This is a genomic window from Maridesulfovibrio ferrireducens, assembly GCF_900101105.1.
GTDB lineage: Bacteria > Desulfobacterota > Desulfovibrionia > Desulfovibrionales > Desulfovibrionaceae > Maridesulfovibrio > Maridesulfovibrio ferrireducens.
Window position 1 is genome coordinate 54190 of record NZ_FNGA01000003.1, and the last position, 16496, is coordinate 70685.

A 16496-nucleotide genomic window follows, 5' to 3' on the forward strand; every position below is an offset into this window, starting at 1 on the left:
CGTTTCTACCACTTTTTGCCGAGATCCAAGGGGGATGAGAGACGCATCAGTATTTGCTGAGTATCTTCTCCGGCCGAGAATCGTTCGTATACACCTAATGCCCACATGGGGAAGTACTGGCTGTATCCGTGGTAACGCAGGTAAAATACTTTAGGAAAGCCGGTACCTGTGAAATATTTTTCATCCCAGCTACCGTCGTCTTTCTGGGTGTCGAGCAGGTAGCGGATACCTTTACTTACGGCTTTGCTATTTACTTTATGTGCAGCCATCAGCCCAAGCAGGGCCCATGATGTCTGCGATGGTGTTGATTCGCCCATCCCTGCATAGCGGGGATCATTGTAGCTTAGGCAGGTTTCACCCCATCCACCATCTTTATTCTGGTGATTTTCAAACCATTCAACAGCCTTGCAGACATATGAAGAGTTCATATCTTCACCGACCTGACGCAGTCCGCAAAGGACAGACCAAGTTCCGTATATGTAGTTAACTCCCCAGCGTCCGAACCATGAACCGTCGTCTTCCTGTTCTTTTTTTAGAAACTCAATTCCTTCTTTAATCGGACGGAAGCTTTTATCGTATCCGATAACTCCGAGCAGTTCGAGTACGCGAGCTGTCAGGTCGGATGTAGGCGGATCAAGCAGTGCTCCGTGATCGGCAAATGGAATGTCATTCAGGTAAAGAGCGTCGTTATCAATATCAAACGCCGCGTAACCGCCGCCTGTGCACTGCATTCCGATGAGCCAGTTTACAGATTTAATGAAATTTTCGCGATGTTCTTCCATTTCCAGAACTCCGGCACGAGCCATCGCCATCAGGACCATAGCTGTGTCGTCCAGATCCGGGTAGAAAGTATTTTCGAACTGGAAAGCCCATCCGCCGCCTTCAAGGCTTGGAGCTTTAGAAATCCAGTCACCTTTGAAGAATATCTGCTGGTCGAACAACCATTTAATTGTGCTCTGAACCAGTTTGCTGTCTATGTCTTCTCCGGCCTCGACTATGGCGGAAAGAGTCAAGCAAGTGTCCCATATAGGTGAGTTGCAAGGCTGGCACATGCACTGCTCCAGATTCTCGGCAGTCCCTTTGTTCGGAGAAATGTCAAGTTCGGGCGCTGCGGAAAGTTCACGGCCTCCTGTTACGACTGTGAATTCCCAAGGGGATTCTTCACTTACATTAAATCTGTCTACCATGAGGTCATCAACGGCTTGCAGGCCGCGTGCGTAATCCGGGTCTGACTCATCATAACCGAGCAGGCTCATAGCTGTTACGGCATTTGCCATTGCTGGGAAAATTGCACCTATACCACCGCGTCCGGCCATGTGATCACGGGTCCAGTTCTCAGCGTATTTAAGGGCTTTGTTGTGAATGGATTCCGGTATTAAATGTATTGTCCTTTTCATCACTCTATCAAGCAGGATAAAGAGATTCTTCCGCAGTGCCTTATCTCTATATCTGTCGATATAAATTAATTCTTCCTGTGGCTTGCAGAAAAGTTCAGGGACTGATTCTTCCGGGCGCAGATTGCATACAGGTTTTTTTGCGTAAATAATAAGCAATGGATAAATAACCGATCTTGACCAGTAGGAAACTTTGGTCAAATGGAAGAAGAACCATTTTGGCAACAGCACAATTTCAATGGGCATAGCCGGAGGGCAGTGCCATGGAAGCTGTCCGAAGGTTGCAAGGCAGATGCGTGTGAAAACATTTGCGGTTTCCGCGCCGCCTTTAGCAAGGATTATCTGACGGGCACGCACCATGTGCTCAGCTTCTTTGTCATCGCCAAGTACCTTAAGAGCCATATAGGCTTTTACGGAGGCACTGATGTTAACAGGGCCGTCGTGATCATGAAGGGGCCAGCCGCCGTCAGGCATCTGTTTGGAACGGATGTAGTTACCGAGTCGTTCAGCAACTTTCGGGTCCATTTTGCGGTTCAAAAATCTCTGGAACATTATATATTCTGATGGAATAGTTACATCTGCTTCAAGAGCGAAGACCCAATATCCGTCAGGACTTTGCAGCGAGCGGAAGCGGCTGACAACTCGTTTAAGAGCTTCTTTGGGTTGCAATAGCGCTACAACCTGATTACGGCTTCTGTTGCTTTTTTTGCTCACATTATTTTTTGGTGTCTTTCTATTTTTGTTCATTTGATAAATCCTTTTATTCTATTAGACGATTGCGTCTACTGCAGAGTCGATGACTTGTCTTTTTAATTTTTCAACCGGACCCCATTCGAAGTTCGGGTATGTTACCAGCAGGGCGGTAAGTCCGTGTGCTGCTGCTATAACTGAGTTTGATGTCACAAGAATATCTTCTTCTGACGAACCTGGCGGCATACATTTTTTCACGCACGAGTTGATGCGGTCGTACATGGTTTTGCCCAGAGGATTATGCTCAAAGTGTGAGTTTTTGGCATTCCATAGATCAGTTTCCATCATAAATCCGACTCTGTAAGCGTTAGGATTTTGAAGTCCCATTGTTACGAAAGTGTGCAAAATATTTTTCAGTGCAGCTTTCGGAGATTTCGAAACGGAAAGAATCTCGTTTATTGCCTGCAAAAATTCCCGATATGTTTCTTCAGTCAGACACAGGAATAATTCCTTTTTGTCTTTGAAGTGATGATATATAGTAGTAGGCGAATAGCCGATAGTTGTCGCCAGCTTGCGCATGGATACCTGCGCGTAGCCGTGCTCAGCAAAGAGTTTTCGCGCCGCATCAAGTATCAGCATTTTAAGCGGAAGCTGAGGGCTTTCTAATGTCGTTGCATGTATTGTCATCTAGTAAATCTCCATTACTTAACACTGTTAAGCTGCTGCTTCATTTGCATGAAAAAATACCGCTGTCAACAAAATGTAACAATGGATAATCACTTTTTTATATGAGAATTATGTCGGTATTTTGAACTATTTAAAAGATGTGGCGCAGTTTGAGGCTTGTTGAAAATAATATAAGAAAAATCTTGCAATAGAAAACCGACTTGTATATATCTTCTCAGCTCAGGCGGGTAATAACCTTATCCGGCCTGTTTTCATATAAAGTGGCCCCGTAGCTCAGTCGGATAGAGCGCAAGATTCCTAATCTTGGTGCCGTAGGTTCGATTCCTACCGGGGTCACCATATGAATAAAAAAGGTTTATACTCTTTTGAGTGTAAACCTTTTTTTGTGTTGTGTGGGGTTGTCAATCGGGGATGTTAAGCTAGGAAAATCTTGGAATTTTAATTATAAGAGCATTGCTTATCTATTAATTCTTGAAGAGGTTAATTGGATTATAATATCTTTAAAAGCTTCAGTTGTTGAGGTTAGATAAACTTTACTCGTTTAATGTTTTAAATATATCATCTATGTTTTTGCCTCTTAATGTGTTAATTTGTATATAAATTGGCATGAAGCTAGAAATAAAAATATTTTGGATCGATATTGTACATGCTGATATTAACGTAATAAATATAATTGAAGAGAGAATGTCAATTTTGTCAGTTAATGACCCAAATATTAGTATTGCCATGAGTAGACCAAATGAAATGCATGAAGTAAATGAGTAAAATCTAATTTTAGAAGTGATTTTTTCTAACGATTGAACATATTCCTCAGAAAGAATGAGTTTGGTCTTGTTATCTAAATTTTGTGTCGTTAAGGATATACTAGAAAGCTTTTTTTTGTAGTCATCAAGATCAATTCTGCTGAGTATTATTTTGTATATGCCATTTTTGATAATTCTATGTAGATAATATGCAAATAATGATTGTAGTATGGCCATCAATATATGGTATGTTTGTAAATTTCCGACAGCTCCATTTTCATATGAAATTAGGTCTCTAATCTTTATATATAGTATTTTTTCTGTGAAGCCTAAGCTGATATTTATAGGTGTCGATATGTACGTTTCTGATGAATTTGATTTATTATCTAAGAGGATCTCTGTATTGTATTTGTTGGCAACTGTATAGCTAGATATAAAAATTATCATTAGGGCTAGTACAGCATATGTGGAACACCTACTTTCATCCTTAAATAGGTCGTAAATTTTTTTATTAATCAATTTTATAGTTCTCTCAAGAATTTAATAAAATAAATATCTCCTGCTATCCTGTCAATAGTCCCGTATTCTATAACTGGAGCACCAATGAATTGTATTGTTTGTCCTTTTGTATAGGGATGAATTTCCATAAAATCTTCATTTGATGTAACTCTTAGACTTGATGTTCTATGAGTTATGGTGTTGTAAAAATCTCCGCTATGTCTATTTGCATGGATGAATTGAATGTTGCCTTGGAATATAACGGGATTACCTATGTCTCTACTCGATATTAATGTATGAAAATTTTTACTTATTCTTCCATCGAATTCTAGTGTATGAGTTTTATTTCCATGCATTGTTAATTCAAGTTTGTTGTCAAGTGGTAAGTTTATCATAGGTGAAACCATTTTCGATTGATACTTGGCTATTGATTTTTGTCCAAAATTGTTTGAAGTATCGCCGTCTTGTAAGAAATTTTCAAATGGTTGCGCTGTTAGAGATTCATTGTATATATTTTCCTTAACAGTGTGTGCTTGTCGTGCAAGACTAATGCTTCTTTCTAAGCCTCTTTCTTTTGCCTTTTCATATGGAGGCAAAATCGAACTCATAAATCGCTCTACAGTTTTTTCTGCATTTAAAGTTCCCGCTCTAATAGATTGAAACCAACTTTGCCCAAGAGGTAATTCTGCAGTGAATATAAAATTTTCTCTTTCAAACTTATTCATTTGGGCATTTTTAATAACTCCACCATGTCTATGAACGTCAAGATATGCTCTGCTTAGTGCCCTATTTAGACTATCGAGAGTCGTTGTCAGTATGTCTAGGCTAACTGTATGATTCTCAAATACGGGACCTGTAAAGTGATAGTCAATTCCCTTCATGCGAGGACTCCAATTTTTAATGGCAGTTTGATGGCTAATAGTCGCGCTGTTATTTCCAAGTTTATTCTTTAGTTGTTATATGTTTGTGCGTCAATATTTAGGTTTGTTTTTCATGGTGTGTGATCTATTTTGAAGTTAACTCGCATAGTCACTAACACGTCATCACCAATTTCGGCTAACCGAAGAATCACCCCTAACAAAATACTAAATTAAAAAAAGATTCGGATGGCTAATAATAGCGATCCAATATTTAATCTTATCTACGCATATACACGGAAACAAGCTGTCGAAGACGGGAATATCATTGATGTTACAGCGTAAGCTAATGAATCATAATTTAACGTACCTGTGTGTATTTCACTAAATCTACACGCGAAATATAGCACACCACCCAGCGACTTCGAAGGTGAAGTGTAGAGCCTCGAAGGTCGGTTGCAGGATCTGTAGGTGTACTCTTACAAAAGGGTAAGTGTTATGCCTTAAAATTGATTTTAGACCCTTCGGAAATAAATTCTTCGTCAAATATGATGTTAATTTTTTCTGGCTCTATACGGTAAAAGTTTATGAGCATTACAGTGCAATTATTTACTGTGAAATTTTTCATAGATATTGATTTAATGTTGTCTTTTATCAAAGTGTAAGTCTCGTTATCAGATGAATATACCGTTGCCATTCGTCCATTTTCTTGAGCTATAGCCATTAGGGTTTTCAATGTTTCTTTTTCATCATTATTCATAAATTTTCTTTCCTGATAGGTATTATCAAATTTAAGCGGTGATCATCCCTTTTTTATTGCTCTTGTTGATCCTTCTGCTTGGCTAACAGCATATTATACAACCTTTCCGCGGATTCAAGGTTCCCGGTGTCATTTGTTTTTCTGAAAATTTCCACAGCCTTTTCGGAGATGGTAATTGCTTTTTTAAGGTAGCCCATTTTATCGAGATTCATAGCCAGATTAAACGTAAAGGCCGCCATTAAAATGGGATTTCCAGAATTCTTTGCAAATTCAACTGCTTTTTCTCCATAGTTGATTGAATTTTCATGATCCTGCTTTCTCTGGTAGAGGGCTCCGAGATTGTTTGCGTTCAGCGCCGCAAATCCCATCAGGTTCAGCTCCGTGCACAGTTCCATGGATTTAATAATATTCTGTTCAGCTTCTTCGAGCTTTTCCTGTTTCAGTTGTTCTGTCCCGGCGAGATTGAGAATTTCCGCCAGACAATGTTTGCAGTTATGTTCTTCATAAATGTCAGCAGCCTTAAGAAAATTTTCGATGGCTTCGTCTGAATTTTTCCCACAAATTTGTCGAGCCGAGGATTCAAGGGCCTTGGCGTCCTGAATTTTTAGCATTTTTCGATACGATTTTTGGGACGCGCTGACGTGTTCAGTTTCCATTTGCATATGGCCAAGCTGCAGCCAGCCGTATATGTCGTCGGGGCCGAACTGTACGCATTTTTCATACGTTTCACGGGCCAGATCGAGGTCTTTGATGAAAACAATGGAGCCAAGCCAGCGGTAAATTTGTGAAGTCTCGGGGTTTTGTCCCTTGTGTGTGGTTTCTTTCTCTTTTGCAATACCGGTGAGCAGGTCGATCATGCTGTCCGGTTTTCCGGTTCCGAGCAGTTCTTCTGCTTTGGTCAACTGGGAAACGATTTCCGGATTTTTTTTCAGACTTTGGATTCCCTTTAAGGCATCTGTGAATCCGTGAATAATTTCATCTTTTTGTAGGAAAACGAACTTTTCCGGGATGGTTTGGGCGTTGGAGTATGTTTTTTCGGCCAGTTCTTTGATCTCTTCAGGGGATAGGGCAAAGGATGATGTGGGCATAAGGACTCCTACATTTTGAAATGCATAATGTGATGTTATGACAAGAGTTATCATCGATTTGTGGAGGTCGCAATCCCTACAGAAAAGGTAGCGCAAAACTTACATAATTTTTTGATAAGTCAGACACAAAGAAAGGCCAGCCCCTCTGTGGAAGGGCTGGCCTATTATTTATTGAAAAGTCGTCAGTTTTTCTTAGAGGCGTATAATACCAGCCGACCTTTCCTACCCTTGTTTTGCGGTTGAACTTAAACTTTGGATTCCTACCGGGGTCACCATATGAATAAAAAGGTTTATACTCATTTGAGTGTAAACTTTTTTTTGTCTTTCCGTCTTTATTTCGTCTTATTTGTTGAGCCTAACCATGAATTAAGTATATGAATTTTGCTGTTATAGAATTTAACCAGATAGCCTACTAACAGGGCGGCAATGACTGTTCCTTCACGTATTCCTTCCAGCCTGTTCATTAAAATAAAGGAACTTATTATCCCGATGATGACCATTGAGCTATCAAGACCTATTTTGATTTTGCCGAATTCTTTTTTGAAAGTATCAGTAACTACAAGTGCTAATCCTTCACCGGGAAGGTATGTAAGGTTTGTTTTTACCAATAGAAAAATCCCAAACGCAATGACAACGCAACTAAGCAAGCTACATAGAATCTGCCACACGTAGGTTGAAGCATTGAGTCCTGATATAAGATATAAGGCAAAATCAATACAAAACCCGAAGATGGTTACTGCTATCAGTTGTGAAAAATGCAGAAGAGTGAATTTTTTTTGTAAAATTAAAAACTGCGCGATAACGAAAAGAGTATTCATGAGAATGGTCAGTTCGCCCAGAGTATAGTTGGATTGTAGACTATATACATATGGAATGCATGATATAGGAGAAACTCCTAAGTTGGCTTTGACTGATAAAGCCACGCCTAGCGCCATTATAAAAATCCCTAAGATTGCTATGAAAAATCTTTTGACGATATTAATTTTTGACATGTATTTATCTCAAAAAAACAAAAGATTAAGTGTCTTTGTGTTCGTTGGCAGATATATGAGAATATAAATTGTCTACCATTTTATTAAGCATCCCCATAAACAATAGCCGCTCTTTTTCATCAAAGTCTTTAAAAAGAACTTCGTTATGGTTTTTGAGGATACCTATAATGTTAGCCTGTAAAGATTTGGCTTTGTTTGTAGGATAAACTAGCTTTCGCCGACGATCTTCTCGGTCTTCTTTGCGGTAGACCAGTCCTTCTTTTTCAAGATTTTGCAGTGCTCTGGCTGTTGCAGCCCTATCAATTTGTAGATAATTTGTTAAATCTTCCTGAACAATCCCTTCGTTGCATAGTATTTTCATTAAGAAAGGGATTTTACCTCGTCCTATATCTATTTGAGACAACGGCCCTGATAGATAGGTCATACTAAGGCGATGTATTATGGATAATCTTCGTCCTGGTGAATTTTGGTCAAACTTTTTTATTTGTTCTAAAGCCATGGGTACCCCGATTAGTTGACAGGTCAATTGTTGACTGGTCAATAAATTTTGCTGCCTTAGTTGTCAAGGAGCTTGATTGTTTTTGGGGGAAGAAGAGGGGAGATAACGTTTTGTCTTTTATCGATAGAGATGAAACTGGAATGATGTGGTAATAGTTTGAAAGAAAAAGGTTTATACTCAAATGAGTGTAAACCTTATTATTTGTGGTTTCAGTTATTTATGCAGTCTCAACAAGAATAGCTTCGGCTTGATCAGAACGTAAGTGTAGGCGCAAACCTTCATTGCTGAGAATAATTATATGCTCGTTGTGGCTCATGCGGAAATCTTTTGCCGGTTCAACGTTTTCAAGTCTGATATTTATTCCGGGTTTGATTCCGAAGAATGATAATTTTTCCGCAACTCTGGGGCTGCCGAGGATAGATTTTGTTTCAAAGATCTCTCTTTTTCCACAGGTTGCAAGCTGACATTCTTCCTTGCCGCATACTCCCCATACTTTAGCAGCCATGCCTTCAGTTATATGAGTACTTTTTCCATCCACTACTATGTGGTAATCCATAGAAGGAAGACAGCGGATAAATTCAATATTATCCCCTTCACTTAATCCTAAAGTTTTAAGGCTGTTTTCCAGACAGGATGCAGCTGTAAGTCCTTCAATGTGGCCTTTTTCGCCTTTTCTCATTTCAAATACCGGAGTTTTATGTCCGTCATCGTGATGAATAATTATTTTTGAAGCCATTCCGGCAGCAAGCAGGACTTCACCTTTCGGGCCTTTGACTCTTACCGGGCAAAGTATAGAATCTTCAGACATGATTTTCAGTTCACAGCCTGTGCGCAGCCCCATGCGTTCGAGTCGGTTTTTAAGATTTTCTCTAGTGATAGTTTTCAGAATCAACGGTGTTTCAATGGGGGCTTCAGTGAGTGGGGTGGACATTATAGCGCCTCGTTTAATGGTTCTTTGGGTTTGGATTCGCAAGGTGAAGATGATGTTTTCAGGGCTGCATATCCTAGAATTCCCACTGTGCTTAAATTATGAGCCATTGCCGCTGTCAGTGTCGATATTTTACCGGTTCCGGCCAGAAGAAGTGTGGCGGAATTGATAGCAACAGTCGACCACAGGCAGGAGGTGAGAGTGTCGCGGTTATTGATCGCAATAAGTCGGGCTTTTAAAAGAGTTCTCATGTCCTCATCCATCATGACGACTTGTGCGGATTCGCGCGCAAGGTCGGCCCCTGAGGGCATACATATTCCTACATCCGCACATATTAATGCAGGAGTATCGTTGACTCCGTCTCCTGCGAATCCTACTTTTGCACCGCGGTCTTTGAGTCTTTTTACAATGGCGGCTTTGTCTTCGGGCTTAAGTTCCCAGTGGACAGAATCAACGGCGGGAAGTTGTGCTGCAAGTGCCAATGCTGTCGACCGATGGTCTCCGGTAAGAATTTCGATATGTTTGATTCCAGCGGCTTTGAATCCTGCAAGGGTTTCCGCTGCTTCGGGGCGGAGTTCATCGCGCATGGCGATGATTCCGATAAGTTTTTCATTCATTGCTACAAATAGAAGGTTTTTACCCTCATCACGTAACTGATGTGCTGTTTCTTTCATGGATGCGCAGTCTATGAGTTCATCTTCTTCTATAAAGTGCTGGCTTCCGACAAGTATTCTTTTTCCGTCTACATATGCGGAAACACCGTGGGCAACAATAAAGTCGACTCCGCTTACTTCCGGTAGTGATATGTCGCGGTCCTTCGCTTCTTTAACGACCGCTTTGGCAACGGGGTGGGCATAATGTTCTTCAGCTCCGGCAGCAATCGAAAGGAGTTCTTTTTCAGAAAAAGCAGGTATAGGCACAATATCGGTAATTTTAAGAATTCCTTGGGTCAGGGTTCCGGTTTTGTCGAAGACAAGGGTGTCAATGGCTGCTAGATTTTCTAAAGCCTGACCTCCTTTTAGCAGAACTCCTGCCTGACTAGCTGTATACATGCTTGTTCTGGTGGCAATTGGAGTGGAAAGTTTGATAGCGCACGAGTAGTCAACTGTGAGAACTGCCGCGGCCCGGGCTGCATCGTGTGTGAAAGCATATACTCCCAGACCTAGAGCGAAGGTGAGCGGAACAAGCCTGTCCGCGAGTTCTGAGGATTTAAGCTGTGTTTTGGATTGCGAACGTAATGATGTTTCCAGAAAACGGTTGATCCGTGCCATACCCGTTTCGGAGCCGACCTTGTCCGCTCTGATTTTTAGAGTACCTTCTTCAACCACTGTGCCGGAAAGGGTGGCATCACCGGGTTGCAGGTGTATAGGAACAGATTCTCCCGTGATGGAGCTTTGATTAACTGATCCGTCACCTTCTACAATGGTTCCTTCCACGGGGATCATTTCTCCGGGACCGCAGACTACAATTTCACCGACTTGCAGTTCTGTAAAATTAATTTCAATTTCCCGTCCGTCCCGTTCAATCCATATTTTTTCTATTTGTGGCTTGAGGAGCGTTTTTAATAGATCGGTTGATTTTTGCTCAGACTGGTCTTCAAGGTATTCACCTAAACTAAGCAAAGCTCCTATAGAGTTGGATGTGAAATATTCTCCGCGAAGTAGTGAGAGAGTCTTTACTGTTCCATCCAGAACTTCAATTTTGACACCGCGGGTGAACAGGGTTTGGATTGCGGTAACAATTCCCGGAATTGCAAGACCCCAGCTTGTAGCCATCTGTACGGGGCCGGGAAGTATAGGGATAGCCGCTGCGACCGCTGTTTTAGCTCCAATGTCGAAGAGATCAACGCTGTGACCTTTTTCGTTGCGATTTAAGAAAGCTTCATTCGGTATTTGTTTAAGTGCCGCAATAATTGATGTTCTGGTAGAATCGGTTCCGTTGTAATCAACGACTATGCAAAATGCGGGACCGTTGACTCTTACGGCTGTAACTCCGGAAAGAGATTCCACTCCGGCTTGCAGGTAGTTAAGGTCCAGATCGGGGGCAAGCATCATGATTGAACGCAGTCTTATTCTATAGGGAAGTTCGTGGACAATTTCAAAACGGCTGGTCCTGAGCGGCATGCGAGTCATTTTGTAATCCTTTTGGGAGTTTTATAGGCCGCGCAATGCATTATTGTGAATCCCACAAAAGCAACAGAGGCCCAGATGTGCAAGGGCTTGGCTCCTTTGAATTTTAGAATGCCGGATGTGAAGGTTACTCCCAGTGAAGCAACCATTCCGACTTTAGCGGCCGTTTTGGATAGATTCGGTTCCAGAGGACAGCTATCTCCGCATGGGCGCTTTTTGATTTTCTTAATTTTTGCAGGTGTTGTGTTCATGATTTCCATTGTTCTTTCGGGTTCCGCTTTAAGCGGAACCCGAAAGTTTATAATATATTTATACTATTTAGATTGGCTGACTTCAGCTTTAATGTCCTGAATTTTTTCCTTTGCTTCTTCAATTCCACCTTGGATAGCAGTCCATATCCGCACTGATCCTGAAACTACTGCTTTCTGTACCTTGGGATTTGAGGCAACAAGAGCGACTCCTGCTCCGATCGCAATCCCTTTAAGGTAGCGGGAATCCGTGACGTTTACCCAGCTTTTCAGGCGGGAGGGTGCATTTTCAGCCTGAATTGGTTGAACGGGCTGAATCTGCTGAACTGGCTGCTGAGCAGGCTGAACAGGAACAACCTGATTGGGGTAAGCTGTCAGAGGCGGGGCTTGATAATAGTATGTGTAATCGCTGTTGTAATCTTGACTCATTAGACTGTTCCTTTATCTTCTTTGGTTTTAGCTGTTTGTGCTGCTTTGTATTCTTGTTCTGCTTTGAGATCTTCTTGTTTTTCCAGTTCTTCAGCGGACATTTCTTCGGATTTTCCGAAGATACTGCCTACGCCTGAAGTGAAGACGGATCTGACTGTTTCGCTTGTGCATACAAAGGTAATTCCCGCTCCAACAAGCAGCCCTTTCCAAAAACTGTCATCAATGCCGTTGAAAAAGTTGAGAAAGCTTGAAGGGTCAGCGTTGCCGTCAGCGGTATCTTTAACCAGATTTACAAATTGTTTGATTTGCTCGTCTGCTGCGGGAGGGGTGGAAAGTGGAACCTGTTGCTGAATAGGTTGCTGGTAGGGCTGTTGAATAGGCTGAGCATACATTGGCTGCTGGTATACGGGCTGTCCATAAACAGGCTGCTGAATAGGTTGTCCGTAGACAGGTTGCTGGATCGGCTGTGTGTAAACAGGCTGCTGGATTGGTTGTCCATAGACTGGCTGTGCGTAGACAGGGTTATAAATTGGTTGTCCCTGAATATCTGTCTGAGCATATCCGGTTGATACAGGAGCTCCCTGATAAGGATCACCGGGCATAGTGTAGGAATAATGAGGCTGTCCCATGTCCGGTCCCATTACCGGCTGTGCGGTGTAGGGCTGCTGTGGAATGGTTGTTTCTTCATGTGAATGCTGATCCGGTGCCGGCTGAATAGTCTGTTCTGTAGTCATTGTTTTCTCCTGTTTTATTCTTTTAATTATTTTTAATATGAGGCTTAGTTCATCAGTTTTCCGTAAAGACCGGTGATAATCTCAACCTTTTTACTTTTGTCTTTTCCCTGAATCAGTTCTTCAATGATTTCAGGAGATATTTCTTCTGTATCGTATTCGATGACCACAGACCTCGCGGTCATATTCACTCTTGCGGCAAGAATTGCTTTTGGTAGTTCCCGATGTTCTTTCATGGCTGCTAATGCCGCAGGTTTGGTAAGAATCATCGGGCTGAATTTCACCCTTATGCGACCCGGAACGTGGTGAGCCACATCCAGATAGTTTTCGAGATCAATCAGCTTATGAAAGTTCATTCGTTTTTCCTGCTTCGATCATTAATGGTTTGGGGGAGTGGGTCAGAAGTCTTGAAGAGTTGGCAATAACTCCCATTGTGTGAGCTATATGGAGGAATCCAGCCATGACTGGAGTAAGTACTCCGCTGGCTCCCATGATAACTCCGACTATGTTTGAGCCTGTTGCCAGCCAGAAGTTTTGGTAAGCAATTTTTACTGTGTCGCGGCTGAGTTGATGCACAAAGGTCAGCCCATTCAAATCGTCATTAACAAGAGTTATATCCGCGGCCTCAACTGCTACTTCGGCGCCTCCAGTTCCCATGGCTATTCCTACATCCGCCTGTGCGAGTGCCAGCGCGTCATTTATACCGTCTCCGACCATCAGCACTTTTTTGTTTTTATCTTGAAGGGTGCGCACCAATGTTGCTTTTTCTTCGGGCATGGCTGAGGCATGTATTTCCGGTATGTGTAGAACTTTTGCTAAGTGTTCGGCTGTTGCTGGTTCGTCTCCGGTAACAAGAACAGTCTTTTCAATCCCATTCGCCCTTAAGGATTTAAGAGCAGCCGCCGCCTCGGGTCTGATTGTATTTGCAAAAGCCATAATACCGACAGGTTCTCTATCTTTAACAACGTAAATGACAGTCAGCCCTTTGCGTTTAAGAGTAGAAACATGGCTGCTCAGTTTGCCGATGCGTACATCAAATTGTTCTGTGAGTTTTTTGTTACCGACCAATATTTCAGTTGAAGCTCCGACAGCAGAGGGCAGTTCTGCCCGCATTCCTTTACCTAGGAAATATTCGCAGACGGTATGAGTCAGGGGAGATATGTTTCTTTTTTGCGCAGCACTCTTGATTGCCTGAGCAAGCGGATGGTGGTTGTGAGTTTCGACTGAAAGAGCATAATTTAGAATTTCATCTTCGGAAGTGCCTTTGACCGCATAAATATGTTCAAGGGAAGGTTCGTTTCCGGTAAGGGTTCCGGTTTTGTCAAAGCAGGCAATTTCGCAATGTCCCACTTCTTCAAGATACCTTCCTCCTTTGATGAGAATATTGTGTCTTGCCGCAGTATTGATGGCTGCGCTGATAGGAGTTGAAGCTGATAGTACGGTGGCGCATGGACAGGCCATGACCAGAAGCACTGTGAATGCTCTCCACGGGCTGGCGGTCAGCAGCAAGGTGCCGATAGTCGCTCCCAGACCTATTTTGACCAAACGTACTGAAAGTTTGTCTGCTACTAATTCAATGTCGGTTTTATTTTCAAGTGAATCTTCTACTTTATGAAGGATTCTAGCGAGATAAGTGCTGTCTCCAACTTCTTCTGCTTTGACGTAGATGACGCCTTCACGCACGAACGTTCCGGCGAAAACTTTGTCCTCGGCTTTTTTGTGTATAAAGTCGGCTCTTCCAGTAATCGGGGCTTCGTTTATTAATCCCTGACCATCCACAATAAGCCCGTCAATGCAGATCTTTTCTCCGGTGTGCAGGACAACCACATCTCCTTTTTGAAGTTGATTTATTTCAACTTCAACTTCCACCTCGTCTTTCAGCACAAAAGTGTGATGTGAAGTTTTATCAAGAATGCCTGAAATAGCACGGCGGGAACGCTCTGTAATCCAGGCGGTCAGAAGTTCTGCTCCGGCATTGATCCAAAGTATTTCAAAGGCAGTCATTGCTTCTCCGGCCACAACCGCAGCAATAATGCCGCCGGCAAGAATACCTTCAAGTCCGAATTTTCTGTCTTTGATTTTTTTGAATGCTTCTTTTACCAGCGGGGCGGCCGCAAAGATCGTGATAAATCCCAGAGGACTTAAAAGCGTTTGAGCAATGGTCAATCCCAGTAGGGATTCGCTTATTAATACAGCTCCACCTACTGCTGAGATGAAGGAGAAAGATCTTAAAGCACTCCGGACTTCGGGGCAGTAAGCTTTTTCTTTGCTATTTACTGAGCAATTATTTTTGTGATTAATTCCAAGGAGATCATGAATGGTTCTGGTTAGCAGTTCCGGAGAAAGAACGTGGTCATTGTAGTTTATAATTAAACAGGAACATTTTTTGTTGATTCTTGTGTGGTTGACACCTGCAAGATTTTCAAGATTCTTTTCAAGAGAACTGGAAAGTAGATGGTTATTTTTCAGAATCGAAATTTTCAGTCGGATTCTTCCCGGTATCGAGTGTTGTACTTTTGTCTTATTGTGTCTTGTTTTCACTTGTCAGGTCCTGTTTTCAGTCGGAAAAAATCTGACTGCCCTTGTTTGAGATTGAAAATGAAACTCAACTTCACAGAAGGGCTAGATACAAATACAGAATCTCTTTGTCAACGATAAATTTATTTTTAATACAACAAAGCTTTTTTAATTTTAGATAAGTAAGGAGGCTGGTTAGTCTTGAGGATAGGTGGCTTTATTCGGATTTTAAAGAGAGGGAATGAGTAAACCTGCGCTGATTGGAATTTCAAACGCAGGTTTTTTTATATTCAGGATTGAATTTTTTTTGTGAAATTTGATCCAATAGATTTATCCCACAGAACTTTTGTTCCTGTGGCTATTGCAGTAAAGCCTATAATTCCGGCAAGTCCGCCAATTCCGAGTAATCCTACGATGGCGATTCCGGTACCTGTAGCCAGTCCAGTTCCAGCTGATTCTGTTGCTACAGCTTTTATTACTTCACGGCTTGTCATTTTGCCTTCTTTTACTGCGATTGTTCCGCGTACAGCGGTTACAGTTCCGCTTATCAAAGCTCCGGTGGCCGCCATGGAGGCTGTTGCGATAGGAAGTATTCTTGTTGCGGGAGTAGTCATGATTATCTCCTTTGTTAAGATCTATGAATTAATTATCCGGATTAAATATTACTAGTTACAGAGAAGGTTGGAAAACAGTTCAATTGAGTATCAATTACAAATTAAAATGCTGTTTTGAGTTTGTGAGTTCATTTTTTGAGGTATTGACAATTTGTTTTATTTGATAATAGTCATGAATCTCATTCTCAACAAGAAGGGGGAGATATGACAAGTCCTCAACATATTTTTTTGAAATATTTATCAAAAAAAGGGATGGCTGCAACTGAACAGCGCAGGGTTGTGCTTGAGGTTTTCCTGAAGAGCAAAGGTCATTTCTCTTATAAAGAGCTTTATATTCAGGTCCGCGAAGCAGATTCGAGTATAAGTTCGGTAACGGTCTACAGAACAGTCAAACTTCTTGATAAATGCGGTATTGCCGAGGCCATTGATTTCGGGGATGGAATTACTCGTTATGAATGCAGGTATAACAGGCCTCACCACGATCATCTTGTCTGTACAAAGTGCGGTAAGAAGATAGGAGTGGTCGATGACAGTATTGAAAATTTGCAGGAGTTGCTGGCTGAAAAGCATGGGTTCAGTATAAAAAGGCACAAGATGATTCTTTTTGGAATTTGTTCCGATTGTCGTGATAGTTAACGTTGGCTGTGCAATTAATTTTCAATTGCGATGTTTGCAATAATAGTTACGGAATA

16 protein-coding genes and 1 tRNA gene are annotated in these 16496 nt (G+C 41.8%); 2 read left to right on the forward strand and 15 right to left on the reverse strand.

Features of this window, described 5'->3' with window-relative positions; genetic code table 11:
• Positions 1 to 5 precede the first annotated feature (5 nt).
• Both shc and BLT41_RS09425 read right to left on the reverse strand, forming a co-directional pair.
• Positions 6 to 2141, reverse strand: a complete 2136-nt coding sequence (shc, locus tag BLT41_RS09420) for a squalene--hopene cyclase (RefSeq protein WP_092160528.1) — start codon at positions 2139 to 2141, stop codon at positions 6 to 8.
• Between the two features lie 21 nt (positions 2142 to 2162).
• Positions 2163 to 2771, reverse strand: a complete 609-nt coding sequence (locus BLT41_RS09425) for a TetR/AcrR family transcriptional regulator (RefSeq protein WP_092160530.1) — start codon at positions 2769 to 2771, stop codon at positions 2163 to 2165.
• A 262-nt stretch (positions 2772 to 3033) separates the two neighbouring features.
• On the opposite strand from BLT41_RS09425, the gene BLT41_RS09430 reads away from it, so the two are divergent.
• Positions 3034 to 3110 (forward strand) — tRNA-Arg (locus BLT41_RS09430).
• Positions 3111 to 4035: 925 nt separating this feature from the next.
• Here BLT41_RS09430 and BLT41_RS09440 read toward each other — a convergent pair.
• From BLT41_RS09440 to BLT41_RS09500, 13 genes are all read right to left on the reverse strand, one after another.
• Positions 4036 to 4893 (reverse strand): hypothetical protein, encoded by an 858-nt coding sequence (locus tag BLT41_RS09440; RefSeq protein WP_092160534.1) that lies wholly within the window; start codon positions 4891 to 4893, stop codon positions 4036 to 4038.
• 472 nt (positions 4894 to 5365) lie between these two features.
• On the reverse strand, positions 5366 to 5629 hold the full coding sequence (locus BLT41_RS09445; RefSeq protein ID WP_092160537.1) for a hypothetical protein: 264 nt from the start codon (positions 5627 to 5629) through the stop codon (positions 5366 to 5368).
• A 53-nt stretch (positions 5630 to 5682) separates the two neighbouring features.
• Positions 5683 to 6717 carry a tetratricopeptide repeat protein gene (locus tag BLT41_RS09450; protein WP_170830355.1) on the reverse strand — a complete coding sequence of 345 codons (1035 nt, stop codon included), beginning with the start codon at positions 6715 to 6717 and terminating at the stop codon, positions 5683 to 5685.
• A 332-nt stretch (positions 6718 to 7049) separates the two neighbouring features.
• Complete coding sequence (locus BLT41_RS09455) at positions 7050 to 7709, reverse strand: YczE/YyaS/YitT family protein (RefSeq protein ID WP_211477659.1); 660 nt, start codon at positions 7707 to 7709, stop codon at positions 7050 to 7052.
• Positions 7710 to 7734: 25 nt separating this feature from the next.
• Positions 7735 to 8208, reverse strand: coding sequence for a MarR family winged helix-turn-helix transcriptional regulator (locus BLT41_RS09460; protein ID WP_092160542.1), 474 nt, complete (start codon positions 8206 to 8208; stop codon positions 7735 to 7737).
• A 217-nt stretch (positions 8209 to 8425) separates the two neighbouring features.
• On the reverse strand, positions 8426 to 9139 hold the full coding sequence (locus tag BLT41_RS09465; RefSeq protein ID WP_092160545.1) for a FeoA family protein: 714 nt from the start codon (positions 9137 to 9139) through the stop codon (positions 8426 to 8428).
• A complete protein-coding gene (locus BLT41_RS09470; RefSeq protein ID WP_092160548.1) occupies positions 9139 to 11268 on the reverse strand; it encodes a heavy metal translocating P-type ATPase in 2130 nt (709 codons plus the stop codon). Before BLT41_RS09470 ends, BLT41_RS09465 begins: the two co-directional genes overlap by 1 nt.
• Positions 11265 to 11525, reverse strand: coding sequence for a hypothetical protein (locus BLT41_RS09475; RefSeq protein WP_092160551.1), 261 nt, complete (start codon positions 11523 to 11525; stop codon positions 11265 to 11267). The genes BLT41_RS09470 and BLT41_RS09475 overlap by 4 nt, the downstream gene beginning before the upstream one ends.
• A gap of 54 nt (positions 11526 to 11579) precedes the next feature.
• A complete protein-coding gene (locus BLT41_RS09480) occupies positions 11580 to 11942 on the reverse strand; it encodes a hypothetical protein (RefSeq protein WP_092160553.1) in 363 nt (120 codons plus the stop codon).
• The gene (locus BLT41_RS09485) at positions 11942 to 12676 is read right to left on the reverse strand and encodes a hypothetical protein (RefSeq protein WP_092160555.1); all 735 of its coding nucleotides are present in this window, start codon (positions 12674 to 12676) and stop codon (positions 11942 to 11944) included. Before BLT41_RS09485 ends, BLT41_RS09480 begins: the two co-directional genes overlap by 1 nt.
• 44 nt (positions 12677 to 12720) lie before the next feature.
• Complete coding sequence (locus BLT41_RS09490; protein WP_092160557.1) at positions 12721 to 13029, reverse strand: HMA2 domain-containing protein; 309 nt, start codon at positions 13027 to 13029, stop codon at positions 12721 to 12723.
• A complete protein-coding gene (locus tag BLT41_RS09495) occupies positions 13016 to 15214 on the reverse strand; it encodes a heavy metal translocating P-type ATPase (protein WP_092160560.1) in 2199 nt (732 codons plus the stop codon). Before BLT41_RS09495 ends, BLT41_RS09490 begins: the two co-directional genes overlap by 14 nt.
• A 266-nt stretch (positions 15215 to 15480) precedes the next feature.
• The gene (locus tag BLT41_RS09500) at positions 15481 to 15804 is read right to left on the reverse strand and encodes a magnetosome protein MamC family protein (RefSeq protein ID WP_092160561.1); all 324 of its coding nucleotides are present in this window, start codon (positions 15802 to 15804) and stop codon (positions 15481 to 15483) included.
• A 204-nt stretch (positions 15805 to 16008) separates the two neighbouring features.
• On the opposite strand from BLT41_RS09500, the gene BLT41_RS09505 reads away from it, so the two are divergent.
• Complete coding sequence (locus BLT41_RS09505; protein WP_092160563.1) at positions 16009 to 16440, forward strand: Fur family transcriptional regulator; 432 nt, start codon at positions 16009 to 16011, stop codon at positions 16438 to 16440.
• Positions 16441 to 16496 lie beyond the last annotated feature (56 nt).

Bases quoted from the DNA above. Each gene is read 5' to 3' on its own strand.
- shc (WP_092160528.1), bottom strand. From the start codon at position 2,141: ATGAACAAAAATAGAAAGACACCAAAAAATAATGTGAGCAAAAAAAGC.
- BLT41_RS09425 (WP_092160530.1), bottom strand. From the start codon at position 2,771: ATGACAATACATGCAACGACATTAGAAAGCCCTCAGCTTCCGCTTAAA.
- BLT41_RS09440 (WP_092160534.1), bottom strand. From the start codon at position 4,893: ATGAAGGGAATTGACTATCACTTTACAGGTCCCGTATTTGAGAATCAT.
- BLT41_RS09445 (WP_092160537.1), bottom strand. From the start codon at position 5,629: ATGAATAATGATGAAAAAGAAACATTGAAAACCCTAATGGCTATAGCT.
- BLT41_RS09450 (WP_170830355.1), bottom strand. From the start codon at position 6,717: ATGCCCACATCATCCTTTGCCCTATCCCCTGAAGAGATCAAAGAACTG.
- BLT41_RS09455 (WP_211477659.1), bottom strand. From the start codon at position 7,709: ATGTCAAAAATTAATATCGTCAAAAGATTTTTCATAGCAATCTTAGGG.
- BLT41_RS09460 (WP_092160542.1), bottom strand. From the start codon at position 8,208: ATGGCTTTAGAACAAATAAAAAAGTTTGACCAAAATTCACCAGGACGA.
- BLT41_RS09465 (WP_092160545.1), bottom strand. From the start codon at position 9,139: ATGTCCACCCCACTCACTGAAGCCCCCATTGAAACACCGTTGATTCTG.
- BLT41_RS09470 (WP_092160548.1), bottom strand. From the start codon at position 11,268: ATGACTCGCATGCCGCTCAGGACCAGCCGTTTTGAAATTGTCCACGAA.
- BLT41_RS09475 (WP_092160551.1), bottom strand. From the start codon at position 11,525: ATGGAAATCATGAACACAACACCTGCAAAAATTAAGAAAATCAAAAAG.
- BLT41_RS09480 (WP_092160553.1), bottom strand. From the start codon at position 11,942: ATGAGTCAAGATTACAACAGCGATTACACATACTATTATCAAGCCCCG.
- BLT41_RS09485 (WP_092160555.1), bottom strand. From the start codon at position 12,676: ATGACTACAGAACAGACTATTCAGCCGGCACCGGATCAGCATTCACAT.
- BLT41_RS09490 (WP_092160557.1), bottom strand. From the start codon at position 13,029: ATGAACTTTCATAAGCTGATTGATCTCGAAAACTATCTGGATGTGGCT.
- BLT41_RS09500 (WP_092160561.1), bottom strand. From the start codon at position 15,804: ATGACTACTCCCGCAACAAGAATACTTCCTATCGCAACAGCCTCCATG.
- BLT41_RS09505 (WP_092160563.1), top strand. From the start codon at position 16,009: ATGACAAGTCCTCAACATATTTTTTTGAAATATTTATCAAAAAAAGGG.